Source organism: Streptomyces sp. NBC_00669 (genome assembly GCF_036226785.1).
GTDB lineage: Bacteria > Actinomycetota > Actinomycetes > Streptomycetales > Streptomycetaceae > Actinacidiphila.
The window spans coordinates 7,847,541-7,861,649 of sequence record NZ_CP109018.1; the positions used below are offsets into that span (position 1 = coordinate 7,847,541).

14 protein-coding genes are annotated in these 14,109 nt (G+C 73.1%); all 14 read left to right on the forward strand.

Features of this window, described 5'->3' with window-relative positions; genetic code table 11:
- Positions 1–37: 37 nt before the first annotated feature.
- The gene (locus tag OG896_RS33165; RefSeq protein WP_328461941.1) at positions 38–994 is read left to right on the forward strand and encodes a helix-turn-helix transcriptional regulator; all 957 of its coding nucleotides are present in this window, start codon (positions 38–40) and stop codon (positions 992–994) included.
- A gap of 85 nt (positions 995–1,079) precedes the next feature.
- A complete protein-coding gene (locus tag OG896_RS33170) occupies positions 1,080–1,310 on the forward strand; it encodes a hypothetical protein (protein WP_328461939.1) in 231 nt (76 codons plus the stop codon).
- Positions 1,311–1,367: 57 nt separating this feature from the next.
- Positions 1,368–1,571 (forward strand): hypothetical protein, encoded by a 204-nt coding sequence (locus OG896_RS33175; protein ID WP_328461937.1) that lies wholly within the window; start codon positions 1,368–1,370, stop codon positions 1,569–1,571.
- Between the two features lie 212 nt (positions 1,572–1,783).
- Entirely contained in the window at positions 1,784–2,062 is a 279-nt protein-coding gene (tatA, locus tag OG896_RS33180; RefSeq protein ID WP_328461935.1) for a Sec-independent protein translocase subunit TatA, read from the forward strand.
- A 112-nt stretch (positions 2,063–2,174) separates the two neighbouring features.
- Positions 2,175–3,119 (forward strand): twin-arginine translocase subunit TatC, encoded by a 945-nt coding sequence (tatC, locus tag OG896_RS33185; RefSeq protein ID WP_329371283.1) that lies wholly within the window; start codon positions 2,175–2,177, stop codon positions 3,117–3,119.
- 224 nt (positions 3,120–3,343) lie between these two features.
- A complete protein-coding gene (locus OG896_RS33190; RefSeq protein ID WP_329371285.1) occupies positions 3,344–4,246 on the forward strand; it encodes a diacylglycerol kinase in 903 nt (300 codons plus the stop codon).
- 119 nt (positions 4,247–4,365) lie between these two features.
- Positions 4,366–7,185 carry a DEAD/DEAH box helicase gene (locus tag OG896_RS33195; RefSeq protein ID WP_329371287.1) on the forward strand — a complete coding sequence of 940 codons (2,820 nt, stop codon included), beginning with the start codon at positions 4,366–4,368 and terminating at the stop codon, positions 7,183–7,185.
- A 288-nt stretch (positions 7,186–7,473) separates the two neighbouring features.
- Positions 7,474–8,733, forward strand: a complete 1,260-nt coding sequence (locus tag OG896_RS33200) for an acyltransferase family protein (RefSeq protein ID WP_329371289.1) — start codon at positions 7,474–7,476, stop codon at positions 8,731–8,733.
- Positions 8,734–8,870: 137 nt separating this feature from the next.
- On the forward strand, positions 8,871–9,824 hold the full coding sequence (locus OG896_RS33205; RefSeq protein WP_329371291.1) for a PH domain-containing protein: 954 nt from the start codon (positions 8,871–8,873) through the stop codon (positions 9,822–9,824).
- Positions 9,821–10,471 carry a hypothetical protein gene (locus OG896_RS33210; RefSeq protein ID WP_329371293.1) on the forward strand — a complete coding sequence of 217 codons (651 nt, stop codon included), beginning with the start codon at positions 9,821–9,823 and terminating at the stop codon, positions 10,469–10,471. The genes OG896_RS33205 and OG896_RS33210 overlap by 4 nt, the downstream gene beginning before the upstream one ends.
- 170 nt (positions 10,472–10,641) lie before the next feature.
- Entirely contained in the window at positions 10,642–11,259 is a 618-nt protein-coding gene (locus OG896_RS33215; protein ID WP_329371295.1) for a TetR/AcrR family transcriptional regulator, read from the forward strand.
- A 112-nt stretch (positions 11,260–11,371) separates the two neighbouring features.
- The gene (locus OG896_RS33220) at positions 11,372–12,610 is read left to right on the forward strand and encodes a cytochrome P450 (protein WP_329371296.1); all 1,239 of its coding nucleotides are present in this window, start codon (positions 11,372–11,374) and stop codon (positions 12,608–12,610) included.
- Between the two features lie 29 nt (positions 12,611–12,639).
- Positions 12,640–12,834: a ferredoxin gene (locus tag OG896_RS33225; RefSeq protein ID WP_328461917.1), complete on the forward strand. Its 195-nt coding sequence runs from the start codon at positions 12,640–12,642 to the stop codon at positions 12,832–12,834.
- Positions 12,831–14,036, forward strand: a complete 1,206-nt coding sequence (locus OG896_RS33230; RefSeq protein WP_329371297.1) for an NAD(P)/FAD-dependent oxidoreductase — start codon at positions 12,831–12,833, stop codon at positions 14,034–14,036. Before OG896_RS33225 ends, OG896_RS33230 begins: the two co-directional genes overlap by 4 nt.
- Positions 14,037–14,109 lie beyond the last annotated feature (73 nt).

Consider the following 14,109-nt stretch of genomic DNA (forward strand, 5'->3'; position numbering starts at 1 on the left):
GGCCCGAGCGACCTGTGAGCCAGTGGGGGAGTGACCGATGAGCAACGCGATCGACCAGACCCGCAGGATGCTGTCCCTGGTGACGTATCTGCGCGAGCGGCCCGGGGCGCGGGTGAGCGAGGTGGCGCGGGCCTTCGGGGTCAGCGAGGCCGAGCTGATCGGCGACCTGAACGTGCTGCCGCTGTGCGGCACCAGCTTCAGGGGCGGCGACCTGCTGGACATCGACACCGACGGCGAGCGGATCTGGTGGCACAACCCGGGCACCGCCGACGACGTGGCGCAGCCGCTGCGGCTGGCCGCCGACGAGGCGACCGCGCTGCTGGTCGCCGCCCGTGCGGTGGCGAACCTGCCGGGGCTGCGCGAGGGCGACCGGCAGGCGTTGCAGCGGGCCGCCGCGAAGCTGGAGACGGCGGCCGGTGAGGCGGCCGGGGCGAGCGGGCGGCTGTCGGTGACGTTCGAGTCGGAGGGCAGCGTGTTCGCCACCGTGGACCGCGCGCTGACCGAGCGCCGCCGGCTGTGGATGCGCTACTACTCGCCGGCCCGCGACACCCTCACCGACCGCGAGGTGGACCCGATCCGGCTCTTCGCGGTCGGCCACACCTACGTGGAGGGCTGGTGCCGGCTGTCGGAGGACCGCCGCACCTTCCGGCTGGACCGGGTCGCCGAGATCCGGCTGCTCGACGAGCCGTCCGACCCGCCGCGGATGGAGCCGCGCGACCTGTCGCAGGGGCTGGTGCAGCCGGCCGGCGACGACCCCGAGGTGGTGGTCGAGGTGGGGCCCGGCGGCCGCTGGGTCGCGGAGTACTACCCGCACGACAGCGCCGAGGAGCTGCCCGACGGCGGACTGCGGATCACCCTGCGCACGCCCGACCCCGGTTCGCTGCGGCGGCTCGCGCTGCGGCTGGGCCGCGACGGCCGGATCGTCTCCCCGCCCGACCTCGCCGACGGCGCCCGCGAAGCGGCGGTGCGGGCCCTGGCCGCCTACGGTGAGTGAGGGGACGAGCGGCGGTACGGCCCCGGTGGAGTGCCCGCCGCAGAACGGCCCGCAGTCGCCGTCGCCACCGCCGTCGGCGTCCGCGGTGCCCGCCGTGCCCGCCGTCCTGTTCCGCGCGAACTGCACGCACTGCCGTAGCAGCTTCGAGCTGGACGCCGCGGCCCTGCGGCTGGCCATCGGCGCCTCGTCCCGCACCACCTTCTACTCCTTCACCTGCCCCGAGTGCGGCGAGGCGGTCCGCAAGCCGGCGGGGGAGCGGATCATCGAGCTGCTCACCGGCGGCGGGGTCCCCACGATGCGGCTGACCGGCCGCTGAGGCCCCGCACGGGGCGATCGCACCCGGCCGGGCCGTCCACCGATAGGCTCGCGGCCCATGTGGTGGCTTTTTCTCTACGTCGGCCTGTCGACCGCGGGGCTCCTGGTGCTGGGGGTGCTGGCGGTACGCGTCTTCGCGGCCGTCCAGGCGCTCGCCCACCAGGTCGCCGCCAGCACCGAGGCGCTGACCGCGGCGAGCGAGCGGTTGCGGCGGGCGGCCCGGCCGTTGGCCGAACGGACCGGAGAGATCTCGCGGCCCTGAGCCCTGCCGCGATTCCGGCAGGTGAGGGTACTCTGGCCCGGGCGGCCCGCGAACGACGCGCGGCTCGGGCCGCAGCCGGATGGACGACGGTGCTCTCTCCGCCGTTCACCGCCGCGCGCTACGATCACTGCGCGGCACGGCTCCGGGCACCCGCCCGGCTCCGCACCGCGGACGCACGGACCACGCCGCCAAGGTGAGAAGGTAGACCTCTTATGCTCGGCAACCTCAAGCCCCTGGAAATCCTCCTCATCGTCGCCGTCATCGTCGTCCTGTTCGGTGCGAAGAAGCTTCCGGACCTGGCGCGTTCGGTCGGCAAGTCCGCCCGCATCCTCAAGAGCGAGGCCAAGGCGATGAAGAACGACCACGCGTCGTCCTCGGCCGAGGAGCCCGCCGCGCCGCAGACCGCCGCTCGTACCATCCAGTCCGCCCCGGGCGACACCGCCAGCGCCCGCCCGGTGAGCGAGCCGGAGCGCACCACCAGCCAGAGCTGATCCGAGACCGATTACCGCGTCCGGCCGTCCCCTGCGGCGGCCGGCGACAGGTGAAGGACCAAGCCGGGACCGGTCGCGCCGGTGACGGCTGCCGCACGAGACGAGGACGTGGGTGCTCAAGACTGCCCGCAAGCAGACCAAGGACCCCGAGGGCCGGATGCCCCTCGCGGACCATCTGCGTGAGCTGCGCAACAGGCTGTTCAAGTCGGTCTTGGCGATCCTCGTTGTCACGATCGTGGCAGCGGTGTTCTACAAGCACATCATCGAGCTGCTCCAGCACCGCATTCCGGCCGGTGTGCGCTGCGTGAACGGCGCGATGCCCGCGTCGCAGCAGAAGGAGCACACCGAGGCGTGCGCGCAGATGACCGTCAGCGGTCTGCTGGGCGGTTTCTCGATCGCGCTGAAGGTCTCGCTGATGGCCGGCGTGGTCGTCTCCTCCCCGGTGTGGCTCTACCAGCTGTGGGCGTTCCTCGCGCCCGGCCTGCACAAGAGCGAGAAGCGCTACACGCTGGGCTTCGTCGCCGCCGGCGTGCCGCTGTTCCTGGCGGGTGCGGTGCTCGCCTACGCGATCCTGCCGCAGACCGCGCGGATCATGATCGGCTTCGTGCCGAGCGACACCACCAACCTGCTGCCGCTCGACGACTTCCTGGACCTGGTGGCCCGGATGATCGTCGTGTTCGGCCTCGCCTTCGAGCTACCACTCGTGCTGGTGCTGCTGAACTTCACCGGGATAGTGACCGGGCGCCGGATGCTGGGCTGGTGGCGCGGGATGGTCATCGGCATCACCGTCTTCGCCGCGGTCGCCACGCCGACGGGCGACCCGCTGACCATGTCGCTGCTGGCCGCGCCGATCGTGCTGCTGTACTTCCTGGCGATGGGTGTCTGCTTCTTCAACGACCGGCGCCGTGACCGACGCCGCGCGGCCGACCCCGATTTCGGGCTCGACCCCGATGAGGCTTCCGGCCTCGACTACGTGCCCGAGCAGGTCGATGCGCAGGCGTTCGACGCGGATGCCGAGCGGCGGACCGCGGACGACGACTACGACGACGCGACCTGAGCGGATTCCTCTGCCGCGGGTGCGGTTCCCCGCCGTGACGGTTCCGGTCCGCTGCCGGGTGCGCCCGGTGGCGGGCCGGTCGCGCGGTTCCCCGCGCCCCTGAGCAGGTGCGGCTGCTCCGCAGCGCACCGCCGCGGACCCGGGGACGGTAGGGCACCGTGCGGGGCATCCGGATGGTGCCCGGATCTACCGCGGGGGGTCCGCGGAACGATATCGTCGCGCCGGTGACCAGCGAGATCACCCTTTTCGTCAACCCGTCCGCCGGCCGCGGGCGGGGTGCCAAGGCGGCGCAGCCGGCCGCCCGGGAACTCAGGGCGGCCGGCTTCGCCGTCCGCACGGTGGTCGGCACCGACGCGGGGGACGCGCTCGTCCGGGCCCGCGCCGCGGTCACCCGCGGGACGGGGGCCCTCGTGGCGGTCGGCGGCGACGGCCTGGTGTCGCTGGCGCTCCAGGCCGTGGCGGGCACGGCCACCCCGCTGGGCGTGGTCGCGGTCGGCACCGGCAACGACTTCGCGCGGGTCAACGGCCTGCCGGTGCGGGACCCGGCCGCCGCGGGCCGGGTCGTCGCACGGGCGCTGACGGAAGGCCGTACGAGGTCGCTGGACCTCGGGCGGGTCGGCGGCGGGCCGGGCGGCCACCGCTGGTTCGGCACGGTGCTCGCCTCCGGCTTCGACTCGCGGGTCAACGACCGCGGCAACCGGATGCGCTTCCCCGGCGGCCGTTTCCGGTACGACGTGGCGATGCTCGCGGAACTGGCCGCGCTGCGCCCGATCCGCTACACCGTCGCCTTCGACGACACCGACGAGCGGGAACTGGAGGCGACCCTCATCGCGGTCGGCAACGGCTCCTCCTACGGCGGCGGCATGCGGATCTGCGCCGACGCGCAGATGGACGACGGGCTCTTCGACGTGTGCGTGGTCGGCCCGTGCAGCCGCACCACGCTGCTGCGGGTCTTCCCGCGGGTCTACCGCGGCACCCACCCCAGCCACCCGGTGGTCACCGTGCACCGTGCCGCGCGGGTGCGGCTGGCCGCGGTCGGCGTCACCGGATACGCCGACGGGGAGCCGGTCGGGCCGCTCCCGCTGACCGCGCAGACCGTGCCGGGCGCGCTGCGGCTGCTGGTCTGAACGGCGCGCGGACCGGCGCGCGGGGGTGCCGCGGCGGGCCCGGAACCGTATCCGGGAGAGCAGCCGGGCGGTAAAGGTCACGCACGGTGTCGGTGCCCCCGGGTAGGCTCGTGCGGGAGATGACCGATGAGATGTCGCCAGCCGAGCGCTACGCCGCCAGCCGTCGCCGCGCTGAAGAGAACGCCACCGCGCTCGCGCAGTTCCGCGAGCTGTACGAGTTCGGCCTCGACCCGTTCCAGATAGACGCCTGCCGCGCCCTTGAGGGCGGCAGCGGCGTCCTGGTCGCCGCGCCCACCGGCTCGGGAAAGACCATCGTCGGCGAGTTCGCCGTCCACCTGGCCCTGGCCGAGGGCCGCAAGTGCTTCTACACCACGCCCATCAAGGCCCTGTCCAACCAGAAGTACAACGACCTGGCGAAGCGCTACGGCGCCGACAAGGTCGGCCTGCTCACCGGCGACAACAGCGTCAACGGCGACGCGCCCGTGATCGTCATGACCACCGAAGTCCTGCGCAACATGCTCTACGCGGGTTCTCCCGCACTCGACGGCCTCGGCTACGTGGTGATGGACGAGGTGCACTACCTCTCCGACCGCTTCCGCGGCGCCGTGTGGGAAGAGGTGATCATCCACCTGCCGCAGTCGGTGACCCTGGTGTCGCTGTCCGCGACCGTCTCCAACGCCGAGGAGTTCGGCGACTGGCTGGACACCGTCCGCGGCGACACCAAGGTGATCGTCTCCGAGCACCGGCCGGTGCCGCTGTGGCAGCACGTCCTGGCCGGGCGGCGGATGTACGACCTGTTCGAGGAGAAGTCCGGGCCCGCCGACCCCGGCGGGCGCCGCGAGGTCAACACCGACCTCGAACGCCTGGCCCGGATGGAGAACCAGCGCACCTACCCGCGCGGCAAGCGCGGCCGGGAGGCGGACCGGGAGCGCGAGCGGCGTTCCCGCAGCCGGATCTGGACGCCCAGCCGGGCCGAGGTGATCGACCGGCTCGACAACGAGGGCCTGCTGCCCGCGATCACCTTCATCTTCAGCCGGGCCGGCTGCGAGGCCGCCGTCCAGCAGTGCCTGTACGCGGGCCTGCGGCTGAACAACGACGAGGCCAGGGCCCGGGTGAGGTCCATCGTCGAGGAGCGCACCCGCGCCATCCCCGACGAGGACCTGCACGTCCTGGGCTACTTCGAGTGGCTGGAGGGCCTGGAGCGCGGCATCGCCGCCCACCACGCCGGAATGCTGCCCACCTTCAAGGAGGTGGTCGAGGAGCTGTTCGTCAAGGGCCTGGTCAAGGCGGTGTTCGCCACCGAGACACTGGCGCTGGGCATCAACATGCCGGCCCGCTCGGTGGTGCTGGAGAAGCTGGTGAAGTGGAACGGCGAGACCCACGCCGACATCACCCCCGGCGAGTACACCCAGCTCACCGGCCGCGCCGGGCGGCGCGGCATCGATGTCGAGGGCCACGCGGTGGTGCTGTGGCAGCGCGGCTTCGACCCGACCGCCGTCGCCGGCCTGGCCGGCACCCGCACGTACCCGCTGCGCTCGTCCTTCAAGCCGTCGTACAACATGGCGGTCAACCTGGTCGGCCAGTTCGGGCGGCACCGCTCCCGGGAGCTGCTGGAGACGTCGTTCGCGCAGTTCCAGGCGGACCGCTCGGTGGTCGGCATCTCCCGGCAGGTGCAGCGCAACGAGGAAGGGCTCGACGGCTACCAGGAGTCGATGACCTGCCACCTCGGCGACTTCGACGCCTACATGCGGCTGCGCCGCGAGCTGAAGGAGCGCGAGGCCGAACTGTCCCGGCAGGGCGCCGCGCAGCGCCGGGCGGCCGCCTCGGACGCGCTGGAGAAGCTGAAGCCCGGCGACATCATCCATGTGCCGGCCGGGAAGTACGCCGGCCTGGCGCTGGTGCTGGACCCGGGGGTGCCCGCCGGGCGGGCCGCCGGCCCCCGGCGCGGCGAGGAGTACCACGACGGGCCGCGCCCGCTGGTGCTCACCGCCGAACGCCAGGTCAAGCGGCTGGCGCAGATGGACTTCCCGGTGCCCGTCGAGGCGCTGGACCGGATGCGCATCCCCAAGTCGTTCAACCCGCGCAGCCCGCAGTCCCGGCGCGACCTCGCCTCGGCGATGCGCACCAAGGCCGGCACCGCCGGCTGGGCGGCGCCGGCCCGGCACCGCAAGCAGCGTTCGGCCGCCGCCGAGGACACCGAGATCGCCCGGCTGCGCAGCGAGATCCGAGCGCATCCCTGCCACGGCTGCGCCGACCGTGAGGACCACGCCCGGTGGGCCGAGCGGTACCACCGACTGCGCCGCGACACCCAGCAGTTGGAGCGGCGGATCGAAGGCCGTACCAACACCATCGCGCGGACCTTCGACCGGGTCTGCGCGGTGCTGGCCGAGTTGGACTACCTCGACGGCGACACCGTCACCCCCGAGGGGCGCCGACTGGCCCGGCTCTACGGCGAACTCGACCTGCTGGCCAGCGAATGCCTGCGGGACGGCGTGTGGGACGGCCTCGGCCCGGCCGAACTCGCCGCGTGCGCATCGGCGTTGGTCTACGAGTCCCGGCAGTCCGACGACGCCGTGATGCCGAAACTCCCGACCGGCAACGCGAAGGCGGCGCTCGGCGAGATGGTGCGGATCTGGGGCCGGCTGGACGCGTTGGAGGAGGACCACCGGATCAACCAGACCGAGGGCGTGGGCCAGCGCGAGCCCGACCTCGGCTTCGCGTGGCCCGCGTACCGCTGGGCGTCCGGCCACGGCCTGGACGCGGTGCTCTCCGACGCCGACATGCCCGCGGGGGACTTCGTGCGCTGGTGCAAGCAGCTCATCGACGTGCTGGGCCAGATCGGCAACGCGGCGCCCGAGGGCAGCCCGGTGCGGCGCAACGCCCGCAAGGCGGTGGACGGGCTGCTGCGCGGCGTGGTGGCGTACTCCTCGGTCGGGTGAACTTCGCCACGCCGCGTTGACGGCGGCGGCGGGCCGCCCGATCCGGGCCGGTCCGCCGCCGCCGTCCGCCGAGCCCTCGCCAACTCCCCGGCGGCCTGCCGCGACTTGGGCCCGCCACGGGTTTCCCGGACACCGCCGTGACCTGCCACTCGGCGCGTTCCACCGGCTCTGAGCTGTGCGGATCGTGTGAGAACACGGTTCCGTTTTATGGGGCGTTTACCAGAACACTGCTTGGCTGAGGCGAATGTATTTGCCATCAATCAGCGATAGCAGGGAAGCGGTACCTGCGTGAGCAGTCAACCCCCCACCAGCACGCGCCAGGACAGCGGCCAACGAGAGGCGGCAACAGGAGGACCGGAGACCGCGCCGTTTCCCTCGGCGGTCAGGACCCCCGGCAAGCGGGTCAACGGCATCGACGGGCTGCGCACGCTGGCCGTGATGCTCGTCATCGTCTACCACTTCAACCCGGACAAGCTGCCCGGTGGCTCCATCGGTGTGGACGTCTTCTACACCATCAGCGGTTTCGTGATCACCCGGCTGCTCATCGCGGAGTTCGCCAGGACCGGCGACATCAGCCTGCGGCAGTTCTACCGCCGCCGCTGGCTGCGGCTGGTGCCCGCGCTCCTGGTGGTCTGCGCCGTGACCGCGCTGCTGAGCTTCGCGCCGGTGCAGTCCTTCCGGCACGGCGTGTCGGCGGCCCTGCTGGCCGCCTTCTCGCTGGTCAACCTGGTCCGCGCGGCCCAGTCCGGCGCCTACACCGGTGTGACCGCCCCCCTCGGGCACACCTGGTCGCTCGGCGTCGAGGAGCAGTTCTACCTGCTGTGGCCGCCGGTGCTGCTCCTGCTGCTGCGCCGGCTCAGGGCCCGTACGGTGCTGATCGCCGCGGCCGTGCTCACGCTGCTGCCCGTGCTGTGGCGCTTCCACCTGTGGAACGCCGAGGCCGCGCACCGCATCTACAACGGGCCCGACACCCGCGCCGACCAGCTGCTGGCCGGTGCGGTGCTGGCGATCGTGCTCGCCCGGCTCGCCCCGGACGACCCCTGGCGGGAGACGATGCGGACCTGGTCGGCGCGGCTGTGGGTGCCCGCGTTCGCGCTGCTGGGCCTGATGGCCTGGCAGCTGCAGATCACGGGCGACAGCGCGTGGATCGCGCCGGAGTACACCATCGGCTTCCTCGTCACCGCGCTGCTCGCCGTGGTGCTGCTGACCTCGCTGGAACTCCTGCCGGGCTCGCCGCTGAACAGGGTGCTCTCGCTCGCCCCGCTCGCCTGGATCGGCCGCAACCTCAGCTACGGGCTCTACCTGTGGCACTACCCGCTGATGCACCTGCTGAGCGACCTGGGTGTCGAGCGCATGCTCTTCCCCTCCACGCTGCTCGCCACCTTCATCATGGCGCTGGCCTCCTACTTCCTCGTGGAGGAGCCGTGCCGGCGCATCAAGCAGCGCGGCCGCGGCCGTGGCACGCCGACCGGGCGGAGCGGGGGAGGGCTGCGCACACCGGAGCAGGTCCTGCCGACGTCGGTGGGCGCCCCGGGCCGGGCCCGGTAGCAACTCACGCCCCGGGCGGCCCTGTTCTCGCCCCCGTCACTCGGGTTGCGGGCGGGCCGGCCGCCATCGTCGCCGGGGGCCGGTGACTCGCGCGGATCGGGCCCGCGGGCCCGCGGGGTTCGCGTAGGTTCTGGCGCATGGCCACTACGGTGCGGCTCAGTCCGCTGCTTGAGGAGCATTCGAGGGCGCTCGGCGTCGACCTCGGGTACTTCGTCGTCGTGTACGCGGTGGTGGCGTTCTCCACGCACACGGATGTGCGCGGCTGGTGGGCGTTGGCAGTGCTGGGGTCGGTGGTGGTCTTCCACTGGCTCCAGATGCGGTTCCTGGTGAAGCTGGTCTTCGACGACCAGGGCGTCACCATCCAGCGGGTGGTGCGCCGCAGGCGCTTCGCCTGGGCGGACATCGCCGGCCTGGTCTACTCCGAGCGCGGGTCGGGCACCGCGAACACCCCTTCCACGTACCAGTTGCGGCTGGTGCTGCGCGGGCAGGAACCGCCACTGGGCCGGTTCCTGACCCAGGTGCAGCGCCAGGACTACTGCGGGGGACCGGTGCTGATGGCGCTGGCCACCCTCGACGACGACGGCGAGAGCAAGGGTGACCACCAACGGCGCCTGATCCTCAAGGAGTTGGAGGAGCACGGCTTCCCGCCTCCGGCGATGAAGCCGTGGGAGTTCCGCACCCCGCGGTTCAGCGCCCGGGCGCTGACCGCGGCCGTCGCGATGGACCTGCGCGGCACCCATGCGGTGGCCGTACGGCACGGCGCGGGGGTCGCCGCGGAGGAACGGCCGCTGCTGGCCCGTACGTTGCCGGAACTGGCCGAGGCGAACGGCGGGGCGGACACCACGTTGCGCGAACCGGACTTCGTCAGCTTCTTCTTCGAGGGGCCGGCGGCGGCCGATCACGCGGCGGCGTTCCTGGCCGCGGCGCGCGAGGTCGTGCCCGCGCACTGGGGGGTGACGGCGGGGACGCTGCCGGCGGAGGAGGAGCCGTCGGGAGTGGCGGCGCCCGGTGCGGCGGGGCCCGCGGGGGCCAGGGCGGCGGTGCCCGCGTCCGTCTCCGCAGTGGCCGAGCGCGAGGAGGGTGCCCGGTGAACCGCCGTCTGCCGTGGTGGAGTTGGGGTTTCGTGGCGGGCGGGGTGGCCGGCTTCCTCGGGCTGGTCACCCACTGGTTCAGCACGATGCCGCCGAGCGGGGCGCCACTGGGCACCGGTGGCCATGGCTACGGCGCGTTCTCGGTCCACTGGCTGGGGGTGCTCGGGCCGGTGTTCATGCTGTTGGAGGGCGGGCGCTGGTTCGGGGCGCTGCGCGGCTGGTGGCGGGTCCCGGCGCTGTCCGACTGGCGGCGCGGTGGCTCCCGCCCGGCGGATCGGACGGCTCCGGTGGCTTCGGCCGCGTCCCCCGCGTCCCCCACTTCCCCCGCGTCCCCCGTCTCCTCGGCGGACTCCGCTCCCCAGGACGACAGCGACCCGGGTGAGGGCGCCGGCCCCGGCGGGCTGATCGGCCTGGCTGCCCTCGTCCTGCTCGGGATCTGCCGCGCGGCCGTGCCGACCCACCTCACCGTCTTCGCCATCGGCGGCACCGACCCCGGCCGCCGGGACATGGCGTACGCCGTCCACGTCGACTTCGGCTTCTGGTGCATGCTGGTCGGCTCGCTGCTCTTCGTCGCCTGCGGCGCGCTCGGCTGGTTCACCCGCGAACGGATCTTCCGCCGCCCCTCGTCCGTGCCCGTCCCGGACTAGGTCCGAACCAGGGCCGGATCAGGCCCGGACCAGGGGCCGGACCGGAGCCCAGCCTTCGGGGGGCGAGGCGTTCACGCGGGCGCGCGCCTGGCAAGGGTGCGTCGCGGGGGACGGTCCGGTTCCGGTCAGCTTCGATAATGCTCCGGGGAAGGGCGGCGGAAGGAGCGGGGATGGCGGAGACGTTCAAGCGGCGCACACCGAGCCAGTGGGGTGAGGGGGCCGCGCTGAAGACGGAGATCCTGTCGGCGGCGGCGCGGCTGCTGGCCGCGGCCGGGCGCGAGGACGCGGTGTCGTTGCGCGCCGTCGCCAGGGAGGTCGGGATCTCCGCACCCAGCATCTACCTGCACTTCAAGGACCGTTCCGACCTGGTGGCGGCCGTGACGCAGCAGGCGTACGAGACGCTGGTCGCCGACCTGCACGCGACATGGGACCGGCAGGAGCACTCCGGGCCGCCGGCCGCGCTGCGCGCGATGGCCCACCGGTACTGCGGGTTCGCGCTGGAGAACCCGACGCGCTACCGGTTGATGTTCGGTCTTGAGCGGGTCACGGCGCCGCGCGAGCAGTCCCCGCAGCACCCGGTGTGGCTGCTGTACGGGGTGTGGCAGGACGCGGTGGCCGCCTGCCGCGCCGCCCGGCCGGGTGCGGAGCGGGACCGCAAGGACGCGCTGCTGCTGTGGTCCGCCCTGCACGGGATCGTGGCCATCACGATGGCCCTGCCCTTCGAGGCGGACCTGGAGAGCATCGCGCACCGGGCGGACGACCTGCTCGACCGCGTGATGGCCGAATAGCGACGACGGCGCCCTCCGTGGTGTTGATGTGACGCACGGTGTCGATATCGTTGCCCATGGCACCTAACGCCGTTAGGGATGTTGGGTGGCCACTCCTGCCGAGGAGGCACGTATGGCCGAGATCTCGACGGTCACGCCGTCCGAACACCTCGAACACCCCGACTACCCGATGCCCCGAGCGGCCGGGTGTCCCTTCGACCCGCCGCCCGCACTGCTGACCCTGCAAGAGCAGAAACCGCTCGCCCGGGTGCGCATCTGGGACGGCACCAGCCCCTGGCTCGTCACCCGGTACGACCACATGCGCGCCCTGCTCGGCGACGCGCGGCTGAGCGCCGACACCGCGAACCCCGGCTACCCGTACCGCAACGCGGCGGGCCGGGCCGGCGACCAGATCCGGCGGACCTTCCTCACGATGGACGACCCGGAGCACGCGCGGCTGCGGCGCATGGTGACCGCTCCCTTCGCCATCAAGAACGTCGAGGCGCTGCGGCCGTCCGTGCAGACCATCGTCGACGGGCTGATCGACCGCCTGCTCGACGGCCCGCGGCCGGTCGACCTCGTCGAGGCGTTCGCGACGCCGGTGCCCAGCCTGGTCATCTGCGAACTGCTCGGAGTGCCGTACGACGACCACGACTTCTTCCAGCGCAACACCAGGGTCATCGTCCGCCGCACCTCGACGCCCGAGGAGGTCGTCGCCGCGCAGAACGCCCTCGTCGACTACCTGGACGACCTCCTGGGCGACAAGCAGGCCCGGCCCGGCGAGGACCTGCTGTCCACGCTCGCCGGGCAGCGCGTGGACACCGGGCAGATGACGCGGCACGAGGCCGCGCAGATGGGCGTCCTGCTGCTCAGCGCGGGACACGAGACGACGGCGAACATGATCGCGCTCGGCACGGTCGCGCTGCTGCGGCACCCCGACCAACTCGCCCTGCTGCGCGACACCGACGACCCCAAGGTGGTCGCCGCGGCGGTGGAGGAACTGCTGCGCTACCTCACCATCGCGCACTCCGGGCGCCGCCGCGTGGCCCTCGAGGACATCGAGATCGACGGCGAGGTGATCCGCGCCGGCGACGGCGTCATCCTGGCCGGCGAGGCCGCCAACCGCGACCCGCGGGTCTTCCCCGACCCGGACCGCCTCGACGTCACCCGCGACGCCAGGCAGCACGTGGCCTTCGGCTTCGGCGTCCACCAGTGCCTCGGCCAGCCGCTGGCCCGGGTCGAGCTCCAGGTCGTCTACAGCACCCTCTACTCCCGCATCCCGACGCTGGAGTTGGCGGTGGACGCGGACCGACTGGACTACAAGCACGACGGACTGGTCTACGGCGTTTACGAACTCCCGGTCACCTGGTAGCAGTTGTCCGTCCGAAAGCGAGGTACCCCATGCGTGTCGAAGTGGAACAGCCCAAGTGCGTGGCGTCCGGGCAGTGCGTGCTGGCGGCGCCCGACGTGTTCGACCAGGACGACGAGGGCATCGTGGAGATGCTGACGGACCGGCCGGGAGCCGACCGGTACGAGGACGTGAAGGAGGCGGCCGCGCTCTGCCCCGCCGCGGCGATCCGGCTGGTGAGTGAGTGACCAGCGCTCCCCCGCGCCGCGTGGTGGTCGTCGGAGCCTCGGCCGCCGGGCTGGCGGCGACCGAGACCCTGCGCCGCGACGGGTACGACGGCGCCCTGACCCTCGTCGGGTCGGAGAAGCACCTTCCCTACGACCGGCCGCCGCTGTCCAAGCAGGTCCTCACCGGGCAGTGGCCGGTCGAGCGCACCGCCCTGCGCGGGCCGGCCGACCTGGACGCCCTCGACGTGGACCTGCGGCTCGGCGTGCCGGCCGCGGCCCTCTCCGCGGCCGGCCGCACGCTGACCCTGGCGGACGGTGCCGAACTCGGCTACGACGGACTGGTCGTCTGCACCGGAGTCCGTCCGCGCCGCCTGGCCCCGTCCGGCACCGCCGGCCTCCACGTCCTGCGTGACCTGGAGGACGCCGTGGTCCTGCGGGACCGGCTGGCCGCCGGGCGGCGCCTGGTCGTGGTGGGCGGCGGGTTCCTCGGCACCGAGGTGTCCGCCGCCGCCCGCGCCCTGGGCGCCGCCGTCACGCTCGTCGAGCCGTCCGCCGTGCTCCTCGCCGACGCGCTCGGGCACCAGGTCGGCGCCCACCTGGCGCAGGTGCACCGCGACCGGGGCGTGGACCTGCGGACCGCGACGGCGGTCGCGGGGATCACCGCGGAGGAGGGCCGGGTGACCGGAGTGCGGCTGGCGGACGGAACCGTCCTCCCGGCCGACGACGTGGTCACCGCGATCGGCTCGCTCCCCAACACCGAATGGCTGCGCGGCAGCGGACTGGGCGTGGCCGACGGAGTCGAATGCGACGAGTACAGCGCCGCCGCACCCGGTGTGTACGCCGCCGGGGACGTCGCGCGATGGCTCAACCCGCTCTTCGGCACTCCGATGCGGGTGGAGCACCGTACCAACGCGGCCGAGCAGGGCATGGCCGTCGCCCGCAACCTCCTGCACCCGCAGGACGGCCGGCCCTTCGCCCCGATCCCGTACTTCTGGTCCGACCAGTACGACGTCAAGATCCAGGCGTACGGCATGCTGCGCGGCAGCGACCAGGCGCAGGTGGTGGAGGGCGACCCCGCGGACGGCCGCTTCCTCGTCGCCTACCGCTCCGGTGAGAGGTTGACGGGGGTGCTGGGGATCGGCATCCCGCCGCGCACGCTGCGCCGGTGGCGTACCGCCGTGGCCGACCGCACCGCATGGCAGGACGCGCTGACCATGGCGTGAGCGGGTGACCGGGGGCTTGGTCGCCCGGCTGCCCGGCTGCCCGGCTGATCCGCGAGCACCGGGACCCGGCGCG